This window comes from Halomonas cupida, assembly GCF_900142755.1.
GTDB lineage: Bacteria > Pseudomonadota > Gammaproteobacteria > Pseudomonadales > Halomonadaceae > Halomonas > Halomonas cupida.
Genome location: NZ_FRCA01000005.1, coordinates 40761 through 63617 on the forward strand (window position 1 = coordinate 40761; position 22857 = coordinate 63617).

The following is a 22857-nucleotide window of genomic DNA, read 5'->3' on the forward strand; positions in this document are numbered from 1 at the left end:
CAGAAATATAGGAAAGGCTCGATGCCATTGCACCACGTATCCCTTCGCTTATCGTCGCTCCATGCACTGATATGGCTGCTTATACCTGCAAGCGCCCTCGCCTTGCCTGACCAGCCGTCACGACAGATAAAGCCCGTAGCGGCAGTAACAGCGGCCCAGCTGGTGGAGGAAGGCGAACTGGATCAAGCCAGGAGTTTGCTCCACGAAGCACTGCCACATTTTCCGGACAATTCCTATATTCTGTTCCAACTTGGCATGCTTTCCGTCGCCGAGCAGGATTACCCCGCGGCTATCCAGCGTTTCCGCACTATCCTGGTCAACCACCCGAAAGCGACACGGGTACGCCTCGAGCTGGGACGCGCACTATTCAACAACGGCGATGATGACGATGCCGAACGCCAGTTCCGCTTCGCCCGCAGCGGCGATCTGCCCGCCGAGGTCAATACCCATATCGACCGCTACCTCGCCGCCATTCATCAACGCAGAACCTTCCGCTGGGATGCCTCCTTCGCCGTGGCACCGGACACCAATATCAATGCCGCTCCCAGCATCGAGGAAATCAGCATCTTTGGTCTGCCTTTCCGTCTCTCCGACGATGCCAAACGCCAGACCGGTGTTGGCCTGACGCTGAACGGCAGTGCGGAATGGACACCTCATCTCACCGATACCACCAGGCTGCGGGTCGGAGGGACGCTGTCACGTACCGACTACAAGGGGGGAGAATTTGATGACACGCTCGCCAACGTCTGGCTCGGCCCCAACTACCGAGTCGGTAACACCGAGCTGAGCACACTGCTGACAGGCACCTATCGCTGGTATGGCAACGAGCCCTATAACCATGCGCTGGGTATCCGTCAGGAAGTGGACTACGACCTGTCGTCACGAACGCGATTCAGCACGGCGCTGGAACACCAGTGGGTCCAGCATGATTCCGTCACCAGTCTCGACGGCACTCGCACCGATTGGACAGGACAGTGGCAATACACTCTGACACCATCCAGCGGCATGATGGCACTGGTTGGCGTTTCACGAGAGTCGACCCAGCTCGACATCCTCTCCAATACCATCTACCGCGGCGGTGTTGGTTATTACCAGGAGTTGTACCGCGGCATCTCGGTACTGCTGCAGCCCGAGTATCTCGAGGCCCATTACGATGCCGAAATACCAGCCTTCGGCGTCGAGCGCCGCGATCAGTTATGGCGTGCCCGGCTGACGCTATCCAACCGTCAGTGGGTCTATCACGGATACTCCCCGACCCTGTCATTCATCCACTCGGAGCGCGACAGCAACATCGACCTCTACAGCTATGATCGCAACCAGTTCCAGCTCGGGGTGACCCGGCTCTACTGAGTGATTTCACTATCCGGTTGCCTACCGCCCGCCCCATCAGCCAGTCGTCTCCGCTCACCCGAACCGATTGACTCGCGTCCCACCAGCCCCCTTCGCCAACGGCGACTAAACGCACGCTGACTAGCCAGACGTGGTGGACTTGTCGCACAGTTAGCATATCCGAGTATTGTACCCGGACAATTGGCGAGCCAGACTCAAGGACAGGAGTCGGCACCGTTTCCACGCCAACGGACCCCGCATGAGTACCGATAACGTCTGGACACACAAGGGCACTTTCCTGCTCGCTGCCGTGGGATCGGCGGTTGGCCTCGGTAACCTATGGCGCTTTCCTTACCTGGTTGGTGAGCATGGCGGTGGCGCCTTTATCCTCGTCTACGCCGTCTGCGTGCTGGCCATTGGCGTACCGATCCTGATCGCTGAAGTCCTGCTCGGGCGCAGCAGTCGACGCAGCCCGATCATGGGCATGCAGTTTCTGACCCGCTGCCATGGTGCTTCTCGCGGCTGGGAGGTCATTGGCTGGTTGAGTGCCTTCTCGGCCATTCTGGTGTTGAGCTTCTACTCGGTGATCAGTGGTTGGGCGCTGCATTACCTGTGGGAAATGCTCACCGGCAAACTGCGCGAGGCCACCAGCATCAGCATGCAACAGGACTTCGCCGCGCTGCTCGACTCTCCGCTACTGCTCACCCTGTACCACACTCTGTTCATCGTCGGCTGTGCCATCATCGTGGCACGTGGCATCCATCGCGGGCTGGAGCGGACGTTACGTGTATTGATGCCTCTGCTGCTGCTGATCCTCATGCTGGTGGTGTTCTATGCCGGCTCAGTCGGCGATATGTCAGCCGCCGCGGACTTCCTGCTGTCCTTTGATGTCGAGCGCTTGAGTCTCGAAGGTTGGCTCGAGGCCATGGGGCAGTCCTTCTTCACGCTGAGCCTCGGCATGGGGGCGATCATGGCCTACGGCGCCTACATGTCCAGTGACGCCTCGCTGACCCTGACCGCATTCAGCATTGCGCTCATCGATACCCTTGTGGCGATACTCGCGGGCCTGGCAATCTTCGCACTGGTGTTCGGCGCGGGTCTGGCCCCCGATTCCGGCCCGGGCCTGATGTTCATCTCGTTGCCATTGGCTTTTTCCGCCATGCCCTATGGCGCGCTGCTCGGCAGCCTGTTCTTCCTGCTGGTACTGGGCGCCGCAGCCAGTTCAGCGGTCTCGCTGATCGAGCCGGTCGCGGCCTGGCTGGTGGAGCGCTTTGCGCTGGCCCGCGCAGTGGCGACTGGCGTGGTAGTCATCATTGCCTGGTCGCTGGGGCTAGCCACCGTGGTCAGTTTCAATCTGTGGCAAGCCGATAGTCCCTTCCACCAGTGGTTCGGCCTTTCCGCGTTCAATGTCTTCGAGTTGATCAGCCACGTCACCCTGCCGTTATGCGGATTGCTGATAGCGCTGTTCGCAGGCTGGGCGTTGACCCCGACAGAGTCACACAAGGAAATGCATACCCGCTCACAGTGGTTGCACCTGTGGTGGCTGTTGATTCGGTTCGTTGCCCCCACCGGCGTGGCCTTTGTGTTTCTGCGTGCCCTGCCGTGGATCGAAGGTTATCTGTTGCCGACCCTGGGCGCGGTGATCATCGTCGGCGCTTTCGCCGCCAGCCGTGTCCTTGTCAGCCACCCCGGAGCCGACAGCACATGACATGACCCCAGACCCGCCGGAAGAGCCCACTCCACGCTCTCACAAGGCATCAAGATCAACAACAATATCTCAGGATTCATGGCCGCTATGACACCGATAATCGATGTGCGTCACGTCAACAAGGCCTTTGGTGGCCTGCATGTCATCAACGACTGTTCGATACAGGTCGAGAAGGGCTCGATCACTGGGCTGATCGGCCCCAACGGGGCAGGCAAGTCGACGCTGTTCAATATCATTGCCGGGGCCCTGCCGCTGGATTCCGGCCAGGTCCTGCTGGATGGTGAGGACATCACCAACTGGCCCGCCAATGCACTGTTCCACAAGGGGCTGTTACGCACGTTCCAGATTGCCCATGAATTCTCGAGCATGACAGCGCTGGAAAACCTGATGATGGTGCCGCCCAGTCAGCCGGGTGAGTCGCTCAAGAGTGTCTGGCTGACGCCTCGTCGCGTGCGTGAACAGGAAAACGAGGTCAAGCAGCGTGCTCTGGAAGTCATCGATTTCATCGGCCTCAACCACGTGCGCAACGAACTTGCCGGTAATCTATCCGGCGGTCAGAAGAAGCTGCTGGAACTGGGTCGCACCATGATGACCGAGGCCCGAGTGGTGCTGCTCGATGAAATCGCCGCCGGGGTCAATCGCACGTTGCTGGGCGACCTGGTGGGCAATATCGAGAGACTCAACCGTGAGCTCGGCTACACCTTCCTGGTCATCGAACACGACATGGACATGATTGCGCGGCTGTGCGATCCCGTGATCGTGCTCGCCCAGGGGACGGTCATGGTGCAGGGCTCGATCGAGGAGATCCAGAACAACCCGGAGGTCATCGAGGCCTATTTTGGCGCCGGTGCCGCCTGAGCGATTTCCGTCGCGCGATCATCGGCAACACCGGAAGAACACAACGACGACAGACTGGCGTCACAACAACAAGTGGACCCTCCCGAAAGGCAGGTCCGATAACGCAGAGAAACCATTATGCCTCTACTCGACGCACGGGCCGTGCAAGGTGGCTACGGTGGCATGAACATCCTCAACGGGGTGGACATGGCCATCGAGGCCGACGAGATCGGTGTCATCGTCGGCCCCAATGGGGCAGGCAAGTCGACCATGCTCAAGGCCATCTTCGGCCTGCTCAATGTCACCGGGGGAGACATATTCCTCCATGGCAAGCCCATCCAGAATCTCGCGCCCAATCGTCTGGTCGAGCTGGGCATGGGCTTTGTCCCTCAGGAACACAATGTGTTTCCCAGCCTGACCGTGAAGGAAAATCTCGAGATGGGAGCCTTCCTCAAGCCTTCCAGCAGCCGGCGCATGCTGGCACGTATCTACGAGTTCTTTCCGCCGCTCTACGAGAAGCGCCACCAACCAGCCGGCGAGTTATCCGGTGGCCAACGCCAGATGGTCGCCATGGGCCGCGCGCTGATGGCCGAACCCAAACTATTGCTGCTCGACGAGCCGACTGCTGGCCTTTCGCCGAAGTACATGAACGAGATCTTCGACCGCGTGAAGGAAATCAATGGTGCCGGTGTCGGTGTCCTGATGGTGGAGCAGAATGCCCGCCAGGCGCTGGCGATCGCCGACAGGGGCTTCGTGCTTGCCGCCGGCCAGAACCGCTTCACCGATACCGGCCAGGCTCTGCTGGCAGATCCGGATGTCGCCCGCAGCTTTCTGGGTGGCTGAATATCGCTTTCTCGGCAGCTGATGCTGCTCACCCTCGAGCGGAGATTTCGCCTTGAACGAGCTAGTCTTCTTCATCAATAACGTCGTGATCGCCGGCAGTGTCACCGGCTCGATCTACGCCATCGGCGCGGTGGGCATCACCCTGGTGTTCAGCATCATGCGCTTTGCCCACTTTGCCCACGCCGACATGATGACCTTCGGTGCCTTCATGGTCCTGCTGTTGACCACCCTGTTCCCTCAGGCAGGGCAGGCCATCGGGGTTCCCACCGCTATCGTCATGCTGCCACTGGCCATCGTGCTTACGGCCCTGCTGGCGGTGATCATCGATCGCACCTTCTACCGTCCACTGCGCGCCCACGGCGTCAAGCCGATCGTCATGGTGATCGCCTCGCTGGGGGTCACCCTGATCCTTCAGGGCCTGATTCGTCTGTTTGCCGGGACCGGTGGCCAGAGCCTGTATGTCGATGATCGCAAGGAGATCTTTCGCCTCGCCCTGCCTATCGAGGGCGTAAGGATGCCGGTGGTAATCACCGAGCCCCAGCTGTATCTGTTCGCGCTGACCATCCTCGCGGTTATCGGCCTGCACTTCTTCCTGTCACGCACACGGCTGGGCAAGGCCATGCGTGCCATGTCCGACAATCCGGATCTGGCCCGCGCCTCAGGCATCAATACCAACATGATTGTTGCCGTCACCTGGATGCTGGTCGGTGGGCTGGCCGCCATTGCCGGCACTCTGCTGGCCATGGATGTCACCTTCAAGCCGGACCTGAGCTTCCACATTCTGCTGCCGATCTTTGCCGCCGCCATTGTCGGCGGTGTGGGTCAGCCCTTCGGCGCCATCGCCGGTGGTTTCGTGGTCGGCTTCGCCGAGACTCTGGCGGTATTCAACTGGAGCGTGCTGCTGCGGCCCTTCCGCGACAACCTGCCGACATGGCTCGAACTACCCGGCAACCTGGCGTTCGTCGGCACCGAGTACAAGATCGTGGTGCCATTCTTCATCCTCGTCGCCATCCTGGTGTGGCGCCCGACCGGTATCTTCAAGGGCAAGGTGATCTGATGAACAACCAGAATCTACACCGCCGCGAGGCGGCGGATACCACCACCGGCACCTTCCCGATCCGCGAGCTGATCATGCTGACGGTGGTGGTCGCCGCCGTCGGTGCCGTCTTCCTGTTCATGGGCCCGGCCTACAGCACACGCATGATGGTCGAGGCCAGCTGCTACGCCATCCTTGCCCTGGGCCTGACCATCCAGTGGGGCTATGCCGGACAGTTCAATGCTGGTGTCATGGGCTTTGTGGCGCTGGGCGGCTTCTCGGCCATGACCTTCACTGTGCCGGTCAATGAGGCCTTCTGGGACAGCGATCTACCCGGCCAGTTGGGTGTGGCCCTGTTGTGGATTGTCGCCGCCGTCGTGGTCGTCATTGGCGCTTCACGCCTCGATCGCATCGGAGTGCCGAAGCGCCTGCGCACGCTGATCACCGTAATACTGGGCATCGTGCTCTACATGGTGGCCATCAGCCACTTCCGCGGAGTCGCCGACCAGATTGAGGACCAGGTGGAGTTCATCGGCGGCCTTGGCCTTCCGGTATGGGTTGGCTGGATCGTCGGTGGCGCCCTGGCCGGGGGTATCGGTTACTTTATCGGCAATATCTGTCTCGGTCTGCGCAGTGACTACCTGGCCATCGCAACCCTTGGTATCGCCGAGATCATCAAGGCCTTCCTCAAGAATGCGGACTGGCTGACCCGCGGTACAGCGACGGTTTCTCCGCTTCCGTGGCCGGTGCCCGGCCCCGCCGAGTTGGGTTTCACCCTGGCCCGGGCCAGCTACCTCGCCATCACCGCCGTGATGATCCTGGTATTCTTCCTGCTGCTGCAGCGCGCCTACAACGCGCCATGGGGCAGGATGATCCGCGCCATTCGCGACAACGAAGTGTCATCCGCCGCCATGGGCAAGGACATCAACCACCGCCGTCTACAGATCTTCGTACTGGGCTGCATCCTGATGGGGATCGGCGGCGCCGCCCTCGGCAGCTTCAACAGCATCTTCGATCCTCAGGGATTCCTGCCGCTGAATCACACCTTCCTGGTGCTGGTCATGGTGATTCTTGGTGGCCCCGGCAACAACTTCGGCACCATTCTCGGTGCCGTGGCGGTGTATATCATCTGGGTGATGTCTGAGCCACTGGCACTGTATGTGATGGACCTGGCGGCCAACTTCGGCCACTCCAGCCTCGGCTGGGACATTCCCCGCAACCTCGAGAGCCGTGCGTTGCAGGCCCGAGTGTTGGTCATCGGCCTGTTGATCACCATCGTGCTGCGTGTCGCTCCCAAGGGGCTGCTGCCCGAGAAGGTAAGACACCACAACTGACCCGTAGCCGTTTCGCACAGACCTTTGATATCCCCTACGAAAAAGCCCCCAACCGGGGGCTTTCCTTATGTACCAGGCTTGCGAGCATTGGCACAGATAAGAGGCGTTACCGGTTCAGGACTCAGGCGTCATCAGGTTCAACGAAGCCCTTGACCGTGAAGGTACCCTCCTCGACAGCCATTTCCTCGACGACACCCGGCACATCGCCGTTCTCATCGAAGTCCTGGGTACCTGCCGCGCCTTCATAATTGATGTCCTGGCCATCGGCGAGCAGACCCACGGCCTTCTCCCACTCACCGGGCAGGATCACTTCACCAGGCGGTGAAGAGACACTGCGCAGGGCTTCCGAGACGCCCTCACGATCGGCACTACCGTTCTTCTGGATCGCCAGTGCCAACAGGAACGCGGCGTCGTAGGCCTGAGGAGCGAATACTGCGCTGGGATCATAACCCTCAGCCCGGGCCTGCTCGGCATAGAGGTCGGTTCCCGGGAGGTCCGGGCTGCCGGGGCGAGTCGCAATCATGCCATTCAGCACATCAGCACCGATCGCCTCGATGATACTGTCGCTGACCATGCCATCCGCCCCCACATACTGGGTAAAGACGCCGCTCTCGTAGGCCTGACGCAGCACGGTCTGGCCAGAGGTATCGGCGTAGGCCAATACCACCAGCGTCGGCGCTCCCGTGGCCGAAAGGGTACCGAGTTCACCACGGTAACTGGCCCGGTTTTCCTCATGAGCAACGTTCTCCAGCACGGCACCACCGCCGTCCTCGAAGGCAGTGCTGAAGGCATCGGACAGGCCCTTGCCGTAGTCATTGTTGACGTAGGTCACCGCCACTTCGGTAATGTCCTTGTCGAGCAGCAGCTTGGCCAGCATCTGCCCTTGATAGGCATCGGAGGTAACGGTGCGGAATACCAGATCGTTGTCGTCAAGGCTGGTGACGGCTGGTGCCGTCGATGCCGGCGAGACCATGGTCACGCCACCGGGAATACCGGCATTATTGGCCGCCGCGATGGTCGCACCGGTACAGAGTGCGCCGACGATGGCCGTCACCTGCTCGGTGTTGACCATCCGGTCGGCGGCGTTGGATGCCGCGGACGCATCGGCACAGGTAGTATCGCCGGTGGGAATCACCAGCTCCTGTCCATCCAGAATCCCGCCCTGCTCGTTGACCTGGGCTGCCGCCAGAGCAGCGCCATCCATGATGCCCGGCGTCATCGACTCGATGCCGCCAGTAAAACCACCCAGGAAGCCGATCTTGACTTCGGCCAGGGCCATTGAACTCACTGCCAGCGTCGTCGCCGCTACGGCAGTCACCAGTACGCGTTTTTTCATGATTGTTGGTCTCGCTCTGATTGTACTGAGGTCGTTCTCTGCATGATTGGTATGCCTCATCCCACAATCTGGAAGGGGAGCGAGGAAAACTCAAGTTGATGCCGCCAACGTTCCCGCGGGGCAACAGTGTTTCATTCTCCGTTTGCAGGGCGCTTCCCGAGGATTCCATGAAGGTTTCTATACTGCAGAGGAACACCTGTGCAGGTTCAAGCGAAGATGCTGCACAACACCATGCAAATCCTGTACTACCTATGCGGAAGGAGACTTCAATGCGTCCCGTACCCACGACCATCGCCCTGCTGGCTGCCAGCTTCATCACCACCAGCAGTCAAGCGGGCGAGAACATTGATTACCGTGTTGCCGACGAGGACTTTCAGGGCTATTTCGCCGCTGCCGAGGGACAAGCGGTCGACGGCCAGCCCCTGGGCACGGTACTGATCATCCACGACTGGGATGGCCTGACCGACTATGAGCGCCAACGCGCCGACATGCTGGCCGACGCCGGCTATGATGCCTTTGCCATTGATCTCTACGGCGCCGGTAATCGCCCGGAGGAGGTAGACGCCAGAAAGGCTGAAATGTCAGCACTCTATGAGGATCGCCAGCGAATGCGCGAACTGACCCTGGCAGGCCTGGCACAGGCCAGAAGCGAAGGCGCGGCCGAACCTACCGTGGTCATGGGTTACTGCTTCGGAGGCGCGGTCATACTCGAGCTGGCTCGCTCGGGTCAGGCGGATCAGGTACTCGGCTATGCCTCCTTTCATGGCGGCCTCGAGACTCCCGAGGGACAGCGTTATCCCGCCGATACGCCCCCTATACTGATTGCACACGGCGGCGCAGACACTTCCATCGGCATGGACCAGGTGAGTGCGTTGTCCGAGGAACTCGAGGCAGCGGAAGTGCCCTACCAGATCGAGGTCTATTCCGGCGCGCCCCATGCCTTCACAGTCTTCGGCAGTGATAGCTATCGTGAGCACGCCGATCAGGCCTCCTGGTCAGCGTTTCATGATCTGCTCGGCCAGACCCTTGGAGCGCCCTCACCGGATGCTTGAGGCGGGGCCAGCGATCGCTTTCATCCGGGATGTCAACCCCTACCCTGGCACCGGTTGACATTGAAGTGGCTCGCACAGGGAGGCCGTCAACAGTAGAATGCGCGCCGGAAACGGCTCGAGTCAGGCCAATGAACCACGCCACAGGGGCGCAGGGTTCGCTCGCCTGGCTCGATCCATAACATGACCTCCCGGCCAACAACAGCCCTACCAACTTCCGGAGCCTCATTCATGACCCAGACTGCCCCTGATCGCTCCAACCTGTGGCAACGCATTCCGCTCTGGCAGAAGATCCTTGCAGGCCTGTTTCTCGGTGTTATCACCGGCACGCTGATGGGCGAAAATGCCAGTATATTCAAGCCGCTTGGTGACATCTTCATCAATGCCATCAAGATGCTGATCGTCCCACTGGTGTTCTCGACGCTGGTGGTAGGCATCACCGCCATGCGCGATCCACAGAAGATGGGGCGGATCGGCGCACGCACTATCGCGCTGTATCTGCTGACCACGGCCTTTGCCATTTCCATCGGCCTGCTGGCTTCCTGGCTGTTCCAGCCCGGTGTCGGCCTCGACATGAGCTTCGAGCCCAATCCTGACGCCGGCAAGGAAGCGCCCAGCCTGGTCGAGATTCTCGTCGGACTGGTGCCCCAGAACCCGATCGACGCTCTGGCGACCGGTAATATCCTGCAGATCATCGTCTTCGCCATCGGCCTCGGTATCTCTCTGACCTTGATCGGCGACAAGGGCGAGCCTGTCGTGCGCGTGTTCGAGAGCTTTGCCGAGGCCATGGTCAAGCTGACCAGCCTGGTGATGGCCATCGCTCCCTTCGGCGTCTTTGGTTTGATTGCCCATGTGGCCGGCAGCTATGGGCCGGAAGTGCTACTGCCTCTGGCCAAGGTCATCGGCGTAGCCTATCTGGCCAGCGTCCTTCACGTACTGGTGGTCTACTCCGGCCTGCTGTCACTGCTTGGTCGCCTCAACCCACTGCGCTACCTGCAGGGCATCCTGGACGCTCTGGTGGTCGCCTACTCCTCGGCATCCTCATCGGGCACTCTGCCGGTGTCTCTGCGTTGCGCCACGAAAAACCTCGGCGTTTCCGAAGGGGTAGCCGGCTTTGTGCTGCCGGTCGGCGCCACTATCAACATGGATGGTACCGCCATCTATCAGGGAGTCGTGGCGGTCTTCATTGCTCAGTTGATCGGTGTCGACCTGAGCCTGGCCGACTACGGCATGATCATCCTCACCGGTACTCTGGCCTCGATCGGCACTGCCGGCGTGCCGGGCGCGGGCCTGGTGATGCTGTCCATCGTCATGGCCCAGATCGGCCTGCCGCTGGAGGCACTTGCTGTGGTGGCGGGGGTGGATCGCATCCTCGACATGGCGCGAACCAGCGTCAATGTTGCCGGGGACCTGATGGTCACTACCCTGGTCGGCAAGAGCGAAGGTGAACTCGACGAGGACGTCTACAACGCCAGGCACAAGTCATAGAACGGTGCTTCACCAGTGATGCATGATGCCATCGCGCCAGCCAGTAGCTGGCGCGATGCGTTTCAGGCCCTGATGACAGCGCCTCTCGCCCTCCTGATGGGCGGCTCTCCTTTTCCCGGCCCCCTACGCAGACCTGCTACAGTGACAGAATCACCGTCAAGTTGACGCCAGTACATCATATTAACCCGGCATGCTTTCATGTCGGGTTGATTGCGGCACACGGACGTGCCGCCGTCGGCCATCAGGTCGACGCGAGACCGCACCACACCAGCAGATCCGCGCATCTGCGCCAGTGTAGGGCGGACGAAAATCAAATCGATCAGGACGAGCTATTTGATTGCCATGTTAATAACCCGGCATGCTTTCATGTCGGGTTGATGGCGGCACAGGGACGTGCCGCCGTCGGCCATCAGGCCGACGCGAGACCGCACCACACTGGAGCAGATCCGTGCATCTGCGCCAGTGTAGTGCGGACGAAAATCAAATCGATCAGGACGAGCTATTTGATTGCCATGTCAATAGAGAGGCGAGCATGCAACTCACCGAGCTTTCGGGCAGCCGTTTCGAGATCGGTCAGCAGCATGCCCGGCTGCACCGCCGTGCGATCATCGCCAGTATCAACGTCTATGACCGGTTGTTTCATGACATGGCGGGACTGCGCTGGCATGAAGCGCGACGCGATGCACAACGATTCCTGCCGATGATCGAACAGCGCTTTCCCGAGATCATCGAGGAAATGGACGGCATGGCCCAGGGCATCGGTGGCGAGCTCAGCGATATCCTAACCCTGAATTGTCGCAGCGAGATCTCGCTGACTCGGGCCAGTGGCGGTTGCTCGGCCCTGGCATTGCTCAACCAGGGGCATCAATGGCTGGCCCAGAACTGGGATTGGCGCGCCGAACAGACGGGCCATCTCGTGGCCCTGCGCATTCAGCCTCCGGAGGCACCAACGCTACTGAGCATCGGTGAAGCCGGCATGGTCGGCAAGGTGGGGCTCAACGAGCACGGCATCGGTGTCGCTCTGAATGCCATACGCTCTGCGACCTGCGGTGAAGGGCTGCCGATCCATATCGCTCTGCGCCGAATTCTCGAGTGTCGTACCTTCGACGAAGCCGAGGGTATTGCCAATGATGGTATCTGTGCTCCCGCCCATTTTCTGCTGGCCGATGGCTCCGGCCAGGCACTGGGTTGTGAGGTCCACCCCGGCAACCCGGGACGTATTCTGCCCCGCGAGGGGCTGATCACGCATACCAACCATCTGGTCAGTGATGCGGCGACACACTGGGTAGAAGACTTTCCGAAACCAGACTCCTGGTCACGGCTGTCACGCCTCGATACCCTTTGCGCAGCATTGTCCAACGGCGAGGAGGCTCCTTTGGCCGCCGAGCAGCTGTTTGACCTACTCGGTGACCATGAAGAAGGCCAGGAATCGCTGTGCCGTCACTTCAACCCTGACGTTCCCGCCGAGGAGCAGATGGAGACCCTGTTCAGTGTGGTCATGGATCTCAGTCAGCGCACGCTCTGGCTGCGTCACGGCAAACCCTGTCAGGTAAAGGAGTCAGTGTGCCTGCGGCCTTGACCCTGCAGTCGCATCGCCATGACCGGGAAGCTCGTCCTTGAGGTACTGCTCGGTGGTGAGCAGGAACAGACGACGAAACAGCTCGTGGATCGCTTCCTCGCGTCGCATGGCGAGCAGCTCCGGATCATTCTCCGTATCCTCGGTCACCCTGGGATACTCCCAGGCCATGCGCATCGAACCCGATGACACGTCGAAGATCTCCAGCGTCGGATTGGCACCGTGCAACGCGGTCTTGATGCGATAGGACATGACGACCTCCTGATAGCAGACCATGAAACGCCGCTCCAGAGCCCAGAGGGCTTATCCGCCGGGACGGGAACGGCATCTCCGACTCAGCGATTCATGGCAACGCTCCACTCATGGAGAGGCTCCACTTGCAGCAACAATCCATACTTACAGCAACATTCCATGATCTGGCAGTTAACAACATAGACTTTATCAATGATAATCATTGCTATTTGAAATATGGTCGCATATCTATTTTCTGTCAAGCCCGGAACATGACCACCGGTGTCCGGCTGCACTGTGGTTGGCAGGAGTGGTTGGCAGGGGCTGTCGACAAGGCAAGTTGCGCTTAGAAATGATAGATGCTATCTTTTGAGAATACTTATCAATAACATTCAGGCAGATGGACTCCCCCTGATGGCTACCTCGCCCGACTCGCCCCGGCCTTCCGCCCTGCACGCCAGCACTACATCACAACGCGGACAACCGAAAACCGTAACCAGCGAAGCGCTACTGGGAACGGATGGCCAGCTGATCATCGAGCACAATGGCCAGCAGTATCGACTGCGCAGAACACGCCACAACAAGCTGATTCTGACGCTCTGAAGGAATAGCGAAGTCCTTGCCCAGCAATACTCAAGACGCCCTGACAACCTCAACAGCCAGCCCGGGCGCTCCCGCCCCAGCCAGCCAGATCACCAGCGGAAGCAACGCCAATGAAATGCATGGTTCACAGTGGTCGCTGGCTGGCCCCGGTGCCTGGTACAACACTGGTACTCACTACCACACTCGTACTGGGCACGAGCCTGGCCCCGATGGCACTGGCCCAGACCTCATCCTCTCCGGACGCCGCCAACACTCCATCAACTGTCGACACACCACCAACTGCCGACAACGACACTCTAGTCGTCACCGAGACTCGACTCCCTGAGGACCTCCTGCGTGCCCCGATGATCATTGATGTCATTCAGCGAGATGATCCGGCGCTGTCCACCGCAACTCGCTGGGAGGACGTGATTACTCAACAGCCTGGCGTCCATGTCAGTGGTAGCGGGCGGCGCAACGGGCAGACCATCAGCATGCGTGGTTTCGATAACCAGGGTGTACTGATTCGGCTCGACGGGGTACGTCAAGACATCACCACCGGACACCTGGGCAACTTCTTCGCCGACCCGGCGCTGCTCAAGGAGGTACAGATCGCCCGCGGTGCGCTGTCGAGCCTGTATGGCGGCAATGCCATGGGCGGCGTGATCAACCTGACCACGGTGAATGCGGCGGATCTGCTGGCTCCCGGCGAGGACGGTGGCGTGCGCGTGTCACTGTCCGGCGCCACCGGTGCCCATGAAATCGGCTCTCACCTGAGCTTCTTCGGGCGCAGTGGTGAAGGTGTCGGTAGCCTGGATGGGCTGGTATCGCTGGGCTACAGCGACTCCGGCGATATTCGCCGCGCCGGTGGTGAAGATGCCGAGGAAGATGCTCAGCTGACCAGTATGCTGGCCAAGGGGGGCTGGCAGGTTACCGAGGATCAGCGCCTGACGGCCAGCTGGCAGCACTATCGCGAAGACAGCCTGCAACCCGCCAACCCTCAGCAGATCGAGGTCACATCCAGCAACGACCAGGTCGACCGTGATGTCACCAGCGACAATGCCCAGATCGCTCATCACTGGACGCCCAACGAGGTCACCTCACTGGATACGCGGTTGTCGCTGAGCCGCCAGGACATCGACGACACGGACTCCCGAACCCTGACCCGCTATGGGCTGCAGAGCGATGGTGTCACTCGCTTCGAGCACGGCTGGCTCGACCAGACCCTGGTGTTCGGCGTCGAGCTGGAACACGCCGAGCAGGACGCCAGTGGCGGAGCCTCCGGCTTCCCGGATGCTGACATCGACACCAGCGCCATCTATGTCGATGACACTCTGACCGTTGGCAACTACCTCAGTAATGGTGGTATCGGTGAGTTCGACCTCGGTCTGGGGCTGCGCTACGACAACTATCAGGCGTCGAACCAGGACGGCGACAACAGCGACCATGACGAACTGTCACCAAGGGTTCGTCTCGCCTGGCGACCGACGTCCGAGTTGATGCTCTACAGCGGCTATGCCGAAGCCTTTCGCGCCCCGACACTGAACGAACTGTACACCACCGACCGTCATTTCGCTGGCTTCTGTGCCGGACCCCGTTTCTGTGTGCCGGACAATTTCTGGGTGCCCAACCCCGAGCTGTCCCCGGAGACCAGCCATACCTGGGAAAGCGGTTTCAACTGGCAGTCGGGTGAGCTGTCACTGCGCGGTAGCTACTTCGATACCCGCGCCGATGACTTCATCGATACCGAGGTCGATATCCAGGCCGGTACTACTCAGGCAGTCAATGTCTCGCGGGCGCACCTGTGGGGCTACGACCTGCGACTCGGCTATCAGCCCGGCGCCCTGCCGGAACTGGATACCTTTGCGGCCCTGTCCGAAGTCTCGGGCAAGGATCGCGACAGTGGCGAGGGTCTGGGTAGCCAGACACCGTTGGAAGCCACTCTGGGCGCCGACTGGCATTTCACCGGCAGTCATCTGACGCTGGGCTGGCGTGGACGCTTCGCCCAGTCCTTCGACGACACCGATGACGGCAGCCAACTGCCCGGCTACGGCCTCAACGATCTACAACTGGCCTGGCAGCCCAGTGCCCAGCTGACAACCTCTCTGCGTCTGGCCAATGCCGGCGACAAGGAGTGGTTCCGCCCGGACGGCAGCCTCGGCGATGGCCGCAGTCTGCTCGCCAATATCAGCTACCAATGGTAGGAGGTCCGACCATGAGCGAAGACCAACGTCGCGCCATTCTCGACGCTTTCCGCAATCTGCGTGAATCCAGTCCACACACGCCAGCCATTGTTCTCGCCGAGCGCCTGGGCGTCAGCGAGGGAGCACTGCAGGCAGCACGACTCGGTGAAGATGTCACCACCCTGCCCTATGCACCACATACGCTGGCATCGATGTTTCACAAGCTCGGGCCCGTCAAGGCGCTGACCCGCTCGCGTCTGGCCGTACTCGAGCAGACCGGCATCTACCCGCGTGTCAGTGGTGGTGGCCATGCGGGGCTGCTCCTCGATCCCGGCGGCCTGGACCTGCGCCTGCTCTACCGCCACTGGCATTGGGCCTGCATGATCCGCGATGAGCTGCCGCAGGGTGTACGCTTCAGCGTACAGATCTTCGATCGCCACGGGCGCGCTGTCCACAAGGCGTTCTGCCAGTCCCCCGCTCATCATGCCTGGTGGCAGTCGATTGCCGAGGAAGGTAGCGAGGACGCCCCCTGCTTCGTGGGACTCGGTGAGCCGGCAAGCGATAAATCTGTATCCGTTCCCATTGCCGGCCTCGCCGAGGAATGGGCGAAAATGACCGACGTCCACCAGTTCTTCGGCCTGCTGAGCCGTCACCAACTGCAACGGCGCGATGCCAATGCATTGATGGAAGGACGCTTTACCCGTGCCTTGACCGGCGGCTGTGTAGAGCAGCTGCTACATGCAGCGGCAGATGCCAACCAGGGGGTAATGATCTTTGTTGCCAGCCCCGGTTGCGTGCAGATCCGTAGCGGGGTCATCCCCCAGCCCGAGCGCAAGCGTGGCTGGCTCAACCTGTTTGCCGCCGATGCCACTCTGCACCTGGACGACACTGCCATTGCCGAGGTCTGGGAGGTGTTCAAACCCAACAGAGACGGCGGTGTCACCAGCCTCGAAGCCTTCGATGCCTCAGGCGAGCTGGTTGTGCAGCTTTATGGGGAACGCCGCGAGGGGCAGCCGGAAGCGCCCGGATGGCGCCGATTGTTGCAAAGCCTCCAGCAACGCGGGTCAGCAGCATGATGACGCTCCAGCAGCGCATTCCGTTTCTGGTCCTGTTGCTCGCGCTAGTACTGTGCAGTCACACCGTCGCGGCCTCTCCCCGTACCCTGGTGCTGGGGTCAGATGTGGCCGAGATCGTCGCCGCACTCGGCGAGAGTGACAACGTGATCGCACGTGACGATACGGTGGACTGGCCCGCCGAGTTGGCCAGCCTGCCGTCGATCGGCTATCTACGTAACCTGTCCGGTGAAAGCGTACTCAGTCTGGCTCCTCAGCGCGTGATCGCTGCCCAGGCAGCCGGCCCGCGTGAGGTTCTGGCGCAGATTGAAGCCAGTGGCGTGGAGTTGATTCACTTCGAGCAGTCGCCGCAATTGGACAACCTGCCGGCACGGATCGACACCCTCGCCGCCATCTACGGGAAGCAGGCCGAAGGCAAGGCACTGATCGAAGAGCTCGACAGGAGTCGCGAACAGCTTGCCGCACTGCCCCCGCTGGATGGTCTGAAAGTCATGTTCGTGCTGCACCATGGCGGCATGACGCCCATGGTCGCGGGACAAGGCACCCTCGCTCATCAGCTTGTCGAACGCCTGGGTGCTACCAATGCCTTTGCCGGGATGCAGGGTTATCGCCCGATCTCCGCCGAAGGCCTGGTGCCGGCAGCCCCCGATGTCGTGATACTGCCCGCAGATGGTCTGGCAGCGCTTGGTGGCCCCGAGGGTCTGTGGCAGCTCCCGGGACTGTCGTTGACACCCGCCGGGAAGGCGCACCACTACGTTGCCATCAACAGCGGCGCACTGCTCGGCATGGGCCTTCGCACCACCGATGCGCTGATCGCATTGCATGGCCAACTGGCCGCATTGACTGACGACCTGTCGCCATGACCACGACCCCTGTCACTCGCCACGCGCCTCCATCCGACCGGACCGCCTGGCCGCTCAAGCCTCTGTACTGGCTGGGCTTGTCGCTGGTGCTGGTACTGATCTGGGCAGCCTGCAGTGGGCCACTCGGACTCAGCTGGCAGATGCTGCAGAGCCCCGGAAACACCGGGAGTTGGCAGGTCTGGTGGCAGTTGCGTGTGCCGCGCCTGGCACTGGGTCTGGGCGTCGGCATGCTGCTGGCGGGGACCGGCACGGCCATGCAGGGGTTGTTCCGCAACCCACTGGCCGACCCGACCCTGCTGGGCATGGCCAGTGGCGCCGGCTGTGCCGTGGCCCTGTGGATCGTGTTGCTGGACGGTACCCACAGCGTCCTGGGACTGTATGGTCAATTCATCGCCGGATTCGTCGGCGCCTTTGCGGTGGGGCTGTTCGTATTCAGTCTCGGTAGCGCCCGCCAGGGCAGCGCCGCGCTCTTCACCCTGTTGCTCGCCGGATTGGCCATCAACACCCTGGCCGCTGCCGGAGGCGGCCTTCTGGCCTTTCTGGCCAATGATCAGCAACTGCGACAGCTCAGCCTATGGGGCATGGGCAGTCTCGCCAATGCCCTGTGGCCTGCGGTCATTGGTCTATGGCTGGCAGCCCCCATTGCCCTTGCTCTATTGCTGCGTAGCCGAAGGGATCTCGACCTGCTGCAACTGGGGGACCTCACCGCCCACGCAGCCGGGCTGGACATACCCAGGCTGCGTCGCCGAGTGATTCTTGCCTGCGCTCTGGGGGTGGGAGTCAGTGTGGCACTGGCTGGTATCATCGGTTTCATCGGCCTGTTGATCCCTCACTGCCTGCGACTGTGGCTGGGGCCGGGACATCGCCTGCTGATGCCGGCCTCGATGCTTGGCGGCGCTCTATTGTTGCTGCTTGCCGATAGCCTGGCGCGCAGTCTGGCCACACCTGCCGAGATTCCGGTCGGGTTGTTGACCAGCTTGATCGGCGGCCCCTACTTCCTGTGGTTATTGCTCAGGGAGAGCCCGCGATGCTGAGCCTGGAATCAGCGAGTCTTGAAGGTACCCCCCAGTTGGCCCCGCTCAGCGATCACATCCATCCCGGACAGCTGTTGGCCATCGTCGGTCCCAATGGTGCCGGCAAGAGCACGTTGCTGGGCCTGTTGAGCGGCTTTCGCCAGCCGGATCATGGGCGTGTGTGTCTGGAGGGTCAGGAGCTTGCACTCTGGTCAGTGGCCGCACTGGCCGCCAGGCGAGCACTGGTTGCCCAGCAGGAACGCCCGGCCTTCGCCTGGCCACTCAGGGACCTGGTGGCGCTGGGCGCTCATTGCAGCGACGACGGCATCGGCCGAACCCTGCAGGAACTGGAACTGGATACGCTGGCCACACGTAGCGTGCTGTCCCTGTCCGGCGGCGAGCTCCAGCGAGTGATGATCGCCCGCGCCCTGTGCCAGTTGAAAGGCCCACAGCCAGGGCCCCGCTACCTGTTGCTCGATGAGCCGACCAGTGCTCTCGATATCGGCCAGCAGCAGAACCTGATGCGTCTATTGCGACGCCAGACTCGCTGCAGCAACCTGGCCGTCATCTGCGTACTGCATGACCTCAATCTGGCCAGCCGCTTTGCCGACCGGGTGTGGCTGATGGATCGAGGTTGCCGCATCGACGCCGGCTCCCCTGCTGACGTGCTGCGTGCCGAGCGGCTGGCACCGATCTATCGGGCCGAGTTGGACGATATCACCTGGGATGATGAAGGTTCATCGCTACTGGCCATTCGGCGCTAGGCCGAGACTGCCGCGAACGGCCAGGGCCTCCTCGACCAGCGCCCTGGCGCTGTCGGACATCGGCAGAGCCAGCGCCAGTTCATGTGCCCGAGGCGACATCTTGCGCCATGTCTTCTGTACGATACGAATCAGGTGATCATGATCGACCTGTCGGGAGAAGTCAGCGAAGTAGTTCTCCAGAAACACCAGGCAGGCGCAATCCTCGACCGCCTGAGTCCCCGGGTCGCGCCCCAATCCCTGCTTGCGCACCATACGCGCGGTGTCATCAGCCTCAGCGTCACTGTAGCCTGCCTCGCGCATGATGGACGCCGTCAGCTCACCGGCACGCTGTCCCTGGTCCCGTCGCCAGGTCAGATAACCGACACGGCCTTCGGGATAATCATCGCGCGGCACTTCCCAACGCTTGAGATGCTGGGCACGTACTGCCAGGCGCAGGCACTCGCTGGGCGACTCGACCAGTTGTTCCAGCCAGGCGCTCATGCGTCCGGCATGCCACAGCTCCAGCGGTTGCGGCTGTCCCTCGACAGTGACTCGGCGCGGGTCCTCGGCATGCAGCCCGTCCAGCGCCAGAAGCGCCTCATGGTAGGGCGTTGTGTTCATGGTCTCTCCACTGCAGGGTTCACGGACATTCTTCATGGTATTAACCCGGCATGCTTTCATGTTGGGTTGATGGCGGCACAGGGACGTGCCGCCGTCGGCCATCAGGCCGATGCGAGACGGCACCACACCAGCAGATCCGTGCATCTACGCCAGTGTGGTGCGGGCGACAATCAAATCGATCAGGATGAGCTATTTGATTGCCATGTTAATAATAGTGCCATCGGCACGGACTCGGCAGGAAAGATCTCCGCTCGGGAACAGCGTCCGGATACACGGAAGCCGACGCCATGGCGTCGGCTTCCTGGAGTGCCTGAACTGGGTTCCCGTCAGATCAGAAGGTATAGACCACACTGCCGGTAAGGCTATCGATATTACCGATATCACCGGTATCAATGCGTTCGACCTCGAGACGGCCGGTAACATCAAACAACTTGAGGCGTGCACCGATGCCATAGACCGGGTCAGTACCATCAAAGTTGCGGTCGAGATTGCCATCGCCACGGCGCTCGGCATCCCACTCAGCGAAACCTGCCTTGCCGTAGACACCGAAGGGGCCAAAGCTCAGCCCGGCAATGCCCATCGCCTGCCAGCTGTCGATCTCCAGTGACGCCGCATGCCCATCGACGTGGTCATGCAACTTGCCACCATTCATGTACGACAGTTCAGCCCCCAGGTCGAGAAACGGCAGCCAGCCGAAGTTGTAGCCGGCAAACACCTTGGCCAATCCGGCATCATCATCAAAATCCCCGTCGCCCTCGATCTGCCCTGCACCAGCCCCCAGATAGAAGCCAGTGTTACCGCCAGCGAAGCAGTGGGAAGACATCAACAACAGAACGCTACTCAGGCATACCGCCCAGAACGTTTCTCGACGCACGACCAGTGACATCAGACAAGCTCCATTTGAAATCCCTAGACCTGTGCAGAATCACTTACAGGCAATACTGTCGAAGTCTATCGCGGGAAAGGCAATCCTGCAGCGGGAAATTTTGCATGAGCAACAGCCTCGTGTTTCTGCTCCTCGCTGCCCAGCGCAGATATTCTGCAGAATCAATCTCCTACAGACAAGCATACGCTATATGCATCTTTTTGATATTCCCCTGGCCCCTCCCTCTCGGGCAGCTCCCGGGGCGGGTCCTTCATGACGTCATCAACCAGACGTAGCCCTGGACGCTATTGTTATGTTATAACCTTTTTCATCGTAGTGGAGTCTGTTCATGTCACATAGTCACCGCCCGGAAGGGCCCTGCCACTTTTCCCTGATGTCGCTATCGGTCTGGCGACGACTTGCTCTGGTACTGGTACCCCTGGTACCCCTGTGGCTGGCTGTCGCCTGGTCAGCAGGATGGTGGCACTGATGTCGCGCCTGCAGCTCAAGGACCTGCAACTGGCACGAGGTGGGCGCACCGTTCTGGAACATCTCGAAGGTCACTTTCAGGATGCCGCCATTACCGCCCTGATCGGCGCCAATGGCGCCGGCAAGAGCACTCTGATTCAGGCCATCATGGGCACGCTGACGCCAGTCAACGGCCACATAGAATGCCAGGTGCCCGCCGTGCGTCGTGCCTGGTTGCCCCAGCAACTCGCCCTGGATCTGAGTTTCCCGATGAGCGTCGAGGAACTGATCATGACCGGCACCTGGCCGAGTCACGGCGCCTTCCTCGGTTACTGTGGTGCGCATTATCGACGCGGGCGCGACATCATGCAGCGACTGGGCATTTCCCATCTCGCTCACCGGCCGCTTGGCGAGTTGTCAGGCGGTCAGCGCCAGCGTGCGCTGATTGGCCGCACCCTGATGCAGGAAGCCGAACTACTGCTGCTCGACGAGCCCTTCGCCAATGTCGATATCGATACCGTCGAAGTGCTGATGGATGTCCTGCGCGAAATGGCCAGCGAAGGGGCAACCATCATCGTCGTCCTGCATGACATGGAGCAACTGGCGCGCCTTGCCGATGATGTGCTGATCCTGACGGAGGGCCATGGCCGCTGGGCTTCACCGGATATACTTGTCGACCGCCATACCGGCCAGTTGTCACGACCACCACGCCTGCCGCTGACCTTCCCGGGATCCGTCTGAATGCTCGAGTCATTTCTCTCCCTGATTCACACCTGGCTGATTGCGCCTTTCAGCTACAGCTTCATGGAGCGCGCGCTGGTCGCCAGCATGGCGTTGTCACTGGCCGCACCACCCTTGGGGGTCTTCCTGATGCTGCGTGGCATGAGTCTGATCGGCGATGCCATGTCCCACGCCATTCTGCCAGGCGTAGCATTGGGCTTCCTGCTGGCCGGTTTCTCGCTACCGGCGATGAGTCTGGGCGGCATGCTGTCGGGACTGTTGGTGGCGGTCATGGCCGGCAGCGTCTCGCAGTTGACCGGACATCGCGAAGACTCGGCCATGGCGAGCTTCTTCCTGATTTCGCTGGCCGGCGGGGTCATGCTGGTGTCGCTGGGCGGCAGCAGCGTCGACCTGACCCATGTTCTGTTCGGCTCGATTCTCGCCGTGGACTCCACCGCCCTGCTGCTGATCGCGGCCATCAGTACACTGATTGTCATCATCCTGGCGGTGATCTTTCGGGCGCTGGTGGTGGAATGTCTCGACCCGCTCTTCCTGCGCGGCCAGGGCATCAAGGGTGGGATGGTGCATGGCGTTTTTCTGGGTCTGGTGGTGCTCAACCTCACCGCCGGATTCCAGACACTCGGCACCCTGATGGCAGTGGGTCTGATGATGCTACCGGCGACCACCGCACGCTTCTGGAGCACTCGACTCGAAGGCCTGATGGTACTGTCGGTGCTGATTGCGCTGGTGGCCAGCAGTGGTGGTCTACTGCTCTCCTATCATCTCAGCCTGCCATCGGGCCCTGCGATCATTCTGCTGGCCGGCTGTGCCTACCTGCTGTCTGCACTGTTCGGACGTCATCACAGCCTGACAGCCAGGCTGCGGCGACGCGCGACGCCGCTATCCAACAGTCTTGACCATTGAATCACCCTGACCACTAGTCGATCTCAACGGAGTTG

The 22857-nt window shown here is 61.1% G+C and carries 23 protein-coding genes; 19 read left to right on the top strand and 4 right to left on the bottom strand.

Features of this window, described 5'->3' with window-relative positions; genetic code table 11:
• Positions 1-102 precede the first annotated feature (102 nt).
• The 6 genes from BUE38_RS10385 to BUE38_RS10410 all read left to right on the top strand — a co-directional run bounded on the left by BUE38_RS10385 (position 103) and on the right by BUE38_RS10410 (position 7087).
• A complete protein-coding gene (locus BUE38_RS10385; protein ID WP_159438876.1) occupies positions 103-1350 on the top strand; it encodes a surface lipoprotein assembly modifier in 1248 nt (415 codons plus the stop codon).
• A gap of 238 nt (positions 1351-1588) precedes the next feature.
• Positions 1589-3037 carry a sodium-dependent transporter gene (locus BUE38_RS10390; RefSeq protein WP_073435151.1) on the top strand — a complete coding sequence of 483 codons (1449 nt, stop codon included), beginning with the start codon at positions 1589-1591 and terminating at the stop codon, positions 3035-3037.
• An 87-nt stretch (positions 3038-3124) separates the two neighbouring features.
• Positions 3125-3895, top strand: a complete 771-nt coding sequence (locus tag BUE38_RS10395; protein ID WP_073435152.1) for an ABC transporter ATP-binding protein — start codon at positions 3125-3127, stop codon at positions 3893-3895.
• Positions 3896-4012: 117 nt separating this feature from the next.
• The gene (locus BUE38_RS10400) at positions 4013-4717 is read left to right on the top strand and encodes an ABC transporter ATP-binding protein (protein ID WP_073435153.1); all 705 of its coding nucleotides are present in this window, start codon (positions 4013-4015) and stop codon (positions 4715-4717) included.
• 52 nt (positions 4718-4769) lie between these two features.
• The gene (locus BUE38_RS10405; protein WP_073435154.1) at positions 4770-5774 is read left to right on the top strand and encodes a branched-chain amino acid ABC transporter permease; all 1005 of its coding nucleotides are present in this window, start codon (positions 4770-4772) and stop codon (positions 5772-5774) included.
• Positions 5774-7087 (top strand): branched-chain amino acid ABC transporter permease, encoded by a 1314-nt coding sequence (locus tag BUE38_RS10410; protein ID WP_073435155.1) that lies wholly within the window; start codon positions 5774-5776, stop codon positions 7085-7087. The genes BUE38_RS10405 and BUE38_RS10410 overlap by 1 nt, the downstream gene beginning before the upstream one ends.
• A gap of 121 nt (positions 7088-7208) precedes the next feature.
• Here the strand turns inward: BUE38_RS10410 and BUE38_RS10415 are convergent, their stop codons facing one another.
• The gene (locus tag BUE38_RS10415) at positions 7209-8426 is read right to left on the bottom strand and encodes an ABC transporter substrate-binding protein (protein WP_073435426.1); all 1218 of its coding nucleotides are present in this window, start codon (positions 8424-8426) and stop codon (positions 7209-7211) included.
• A 266-nt stretch (positions 8427-8692) separates the two neighbouring features.
• On the opposite strand from BUE38_RS10415, the gene BUE38_RS10420 reads away from it, so the two are divergent.
• The 3 genes from BUE38_RS10420 to BUE38_RS10430 all read left to right on the top strand — a co-directional run bounded on the left by BUE38_RS10420 (position 8693) and on the right by BUE38_RS10430 (position 12539).
• Complete coding sequence (locus tag BUE38_RS10420) at positions 8693-9475, top strand: dienelactone hydrolase family protein (protein ID WP_073435156.1); 783 nt, start codon at positions 8693-8695, stop codon at positions 9473-9475.
• A gap of 228 nt (positions 9476-9703) precedes the next feature.
• Positions 9704-10960 (top strand): dicarboxylate/amino acid:cation symporter, encoded by a 1257-nt coding sequence (locus BUE38_RS10425; protein WP_073435157.1) that lies wholly within the window; start codon positions 9704-9706, stop codon positions 10958-10960.
• Between the two features lie 448 nt (positions 10961-11408).
• Positions 11409-12539, top strand: coding sequence for a C45 family autoproteolytic acyltransferase/hydrolase (locus BUE38_RS10430; protein WP_234986896.1), 1131 nt, complete (start codon positions 11409-11411; stop codon positions 12537-12539).
• On the opposite strand, the gene BUE38_RS10435 is transcribed toward BUE38_RS10430, so the two are convergent.
• Positions 12519-12788, bottom strand: a complete 270-nt coding sequence (locus BUE38_RS10435; protein WP_073435428.1) for a hypothetical protein — start codon at positions 12786-12788, stop codon at positions 12519-12521. The genes BUE38_RS10430 and BUE38_RS10435 overlap by 21 nt on opposite strands.
• 393 nt (positions 12789-13181) lie before the next feature.
• Between BUE38_RS10435 and hemP the strand changes: the two genes are divergently transcribed.
• The 6 genes from hemP to BUE38_RS10465 all read left to right on the top strand — a co-directional run bounded on the left by hemP (position 13182) and on the right by BUE38_RS10465 (position 19245).
• The gene (gene hemP / locus BUE38_RS10440; protein WP_084541873.1) at positions 13182-13370 is read left to right on the top strand and encodes a hemin uptake protein HemP; all 189 of its coding nucleotides are present in this window, start codon (positions 13182-13184) and stop codon (positions 13368-13370) included.
• Between the two features lie 110 nt (positions 13371-13480).
• Positions 13481-15553 (top strand): TonB-dependent receptor domain-containing protein, encoded by a 2073-nt coding sequence (locus tag BUE38_RS10445; RefSeq protein ID WP_234986902.1) that lies wholly within the window; start codon positions 13481-13483, stop codon positions 15551-15553.
• An 11-nt stretch (positions 15554-15564) separates the two neighbouring features.
• The gene (locus tag BUE38_RS10450; RefSeq protein WP_073435158.1) at positions 15565-16608 is read left to right on the top strand and encodes a ChuX/HutX family heme-like substrate-binding protein; all 1044 of its coding nucleotides are present in this window, start codon (positions 15565-15567) and stop codon (positions 16606-16608) included.
• Complete coding sequence (locus BUE38_RS10455; protein WP_073435159.1) at positions 16605-17468, top strand: heme/hemin ABC transporter substrate-binding protein; 864 nt, start codon at positions 16605-16607, stop codon at positions 17466-17468. The genes BUE38_RS10450 and BUE38_RS10455 overlap by 4 nt, the downstream gene beginning before the upstream one ends.
• Positions 17465-18502, top strand: coding sequence for a FecCD family ABC transporter permease (locus tag BUE38_RS10460; RefSeq protein WP_084541876.1), 1038 nt, complete (start codon positions 17465-17467; stop codon positions 18500-18502). Before BUE38_RS10455 ends, BUE38_RS10460 begins: the two co-directional genes overlap by 4 nt.
• Positions 18496-19245 (top strand): ATP-binding cassette domain-containing protein, encoded by a 750-nt coding sequence (locus BUE38_RS10465; RefSeq protein ID WP_073435160.1) that lies wholly within the window; start codon positions 18496-18498, stop codon positions 19243-19245. The genes BUE38_RS10460 and BUE38_RS10465 overlap by 7 nt, the downstream gene beginning before the upstream one ends.
• Here the strand turns inward: BUE38_RS10465 and BUE38_RS10470 are convergent.
• A complete protein-coding gene (locus tag BUE38_RS10470; protein ID WP_073435161.1) occupies positions 19225-19845 on the bottom strand; it encodes a DUF4202 domain-containing protein in 621 nt (206 codons plus the stop codon). The genes BUE38_RS10465 and BUE38_RS10470 overlap by 21 nt on opposite strands.
• Positions 19846-19914: 69 nt before the next feature.
• Here BUE38_RS10470 and BUE38_RS22530 point away from each other — a divergent pair, with 69 nt between their 5' ends.
• Complete coding sequence (locus tag BUE38_RS22530) at positions 19915-20205, top strand: hypothetical protein (RefSeq protein WP_143166285.1); 291 nt, start codon at positions 19915-19917, stop codon at positions 20203-20205.
• On the opposite strand, the gene BUE38_RS10475 is transcribed toward BUE38_RS22530, so the two are convergent.
• The gene (locus BUE38_RS10475) at positions 20177-20731 is read right to left on the bottom strand and encodes an outer membrane protein (RefSeq protein ID WP_073435162.1); all 555 of its coding nucleotides are present in this window, start codon (positions 20729-20731) and stop codon (positions 20177-20179) included. The two genes, BUE38_RS22530 and BUE38_RS10475, sit on opposite strands and share 29 nt — an antisense overlap.
• A 328-nt stretch (positions 20732-21059) precedes the next feature.
• On the opposite strand from BUE38_RS10475, the gene BUE38_RS23105 reads away from it, so the two are divergent.
• Genes BUE38_RS23105 through BUE38_RS10485 form a run of 3 tightly spaced genes read left to right on the top strand, consistent with a single transcriptional unit; the run spans position 21060 to position 22822 of the window.
• Positions 21060-21200, top strand: a complete 141-nt coding sequence (locus BUE38_RS23105) for a hypothetical protein (RefSeq protein ID WP_170234283.1) — start codon at positions 21060-21062, stop codon at positions 21198-21200.
• Complete coding sequence (locus BUE38_RS10480; RefSeq protein WP_073435163.1) at positions 21200-21919, top strand: metal ABC transporter ATP-binding protein; 720 nt, start codon at positions 21200-21202, stop codon at positions 21917-21919. The genes BUE38_RS23105 and BUE38_RS10480 overlap by 1 nt, the downstream gene beginning before the upstream one ends.
• A complete protein-coding gene (locus BUE38_RS10485) occupies positions 21920-22822 on the top strand; it encodes a metal ABC transporter permease (RefSeq protein WP_073435164.1) in 903 nt (300 codons plus the stop codon).
• Positions 22823-22857: the final 35 nt, after the last annotated feature.

What these genes read in the sequence shown, in the direction of transcription:
- BUE38_RS10410 (WP_073435155.1), top strand. Translation starts at nt 5,774, where the DNA reads ATGAACAACCAGAATCTACACCGCCGCGAGGCGGCGGATACCACCACC.
- BUE38_RS10425 (WP_073435157.1), top strand. Translation starts at nt 9,704, where the DNA reads ATGACCCAGACTGCCCCTGATCGCTCCAACCTGTGGCAACGCATTCCG.
- BUE38_RS10485 (WP_073435164.1), top strand. Translation starts at nt 21,920, where the DNA reads ATGCTCGAGTCATTTCTCTCCCTGATTCACACCTGGCTGATTGCGCCT.
- BUE38_RS22530 (WP_143166285.1), top strand. Translation starts at nt 19,915, where the DNA reads ATGGCGGCACAGGGACGTGCCGCCGTCGGCCATCAGGCCGATGCGAGA.
- BUE38_RS10480 (WP_073435163.1), top strand. Translation starts at nt 21,200, where the DNA reads ATGTCGCGCCTGCAGCTCAAGGACCTGCAACTGGCACGAGGTGGGCGC.
- hemP (WP_084541873.1), top strand. Translation starts at nt 13,182, where the DNA reads ATGGCTACCTCGCCCGACTCGCCCCGGCCTTCCGCCCTGCACGCCAGC.
- BUE38_RS10420 (WP_073435156.1), top strand. Translation starts at nt 8,693, where the DNA reads ATGCGTCCCGTACCCACGACCATCGCCCTGCTGGCTGCCAGCTTCATC.
- BUE38_RS10395 (WP_073435152.1), top strand. Translation starts at nt 3,125, where the DNA reads ATGACACCGATAATCGATGTGCGTCACGTCAACAAGGCCTTTGGTGGC.
- BUE38_RS10455 (WP_073435159.1), top strand. Translation starts at nt 16,605, where the DNA reads ATGATGACGCTCCAGCAGCGCATTCCGTTTCTGGTCCTGTTGCTCGCG.
- BUE38_RS10450 (WP_073435158.1), top strand. Translation starts at nt 15,565, where the DNA reads ATGAGCGAAGACCAACGTCGCGCCATTCTCGACGCTTTCCGCAATCTG.
- BUE38_RS10470 (WP_073435161.1), bottom strand. Translation starts at nt 19,845, where the DNA reads ATGAACACAACGCCCTACCATGAGGCGCTTCTGGCGCTGGACGGGCTG.
- BUE38_RS10400 (WP_073435153.1), top strand. Translation starts at nt 4,013, where the DNA reads ATGCCTCTACTCGACGCACGGGCCGTGCAAGGTGGCTACGGTGGCATG.
- BUE38_RS10435 (WP_073435428.1), bottom strand. Translation starts at nt 12,788, where the DNA reads ATGTCCTATCGCATCAAGACCGCGTTGCACGGTGCCAATCCGACGCTG.
- BUE38_RS23105 (WP_170234283.1), top strand. Translation starts at nt 21,060, where the DNA reads ATGTCACATAGTCACCGCCCGGAAGGGCCCTGCCACTTTTCCCTGATG.
- BUE38_RS10465 (WP_073435160.1), top strand. Translation starts at nt 18,496, where the DNA reads ATGCTGAGCCTGGAATCAGCGAGTCTTGAAGGTACCCCCCAGTTGGCC.
- BUE38_RS10460 (WP_084541876.1), top strand. Translation starts at nt 17,465, where the DNA reads ATGACCACGACCCCTGTCACTCGCCACGCGCCTCCATCCGACCGGACC.
- BUE38_RS10475 (WP_073435162.1), bottom strand. Translation starts at nt 20,731, where the DNA reads ATGTCACTGGTCGTGCGTCGAGAAACGTTCTGGGCGGTATGCCTGAGT.
- BUE38_RS10445 (WP_234986902.1), top strand. Translation starts at nt 13,481, where the DNA reads ATGAAATGCATGGTTCACAGTGGTCGCTGGCTGGCCCCGGTGCCTGGT.
- BUE38_RS10390 (WP_073435151.1), top strand. Translation starts at nt 1,589, where the DNA reads ATGAGTACCGATAACGTCTGGACACACAAGGGCACTTTCCTGCTCGCT.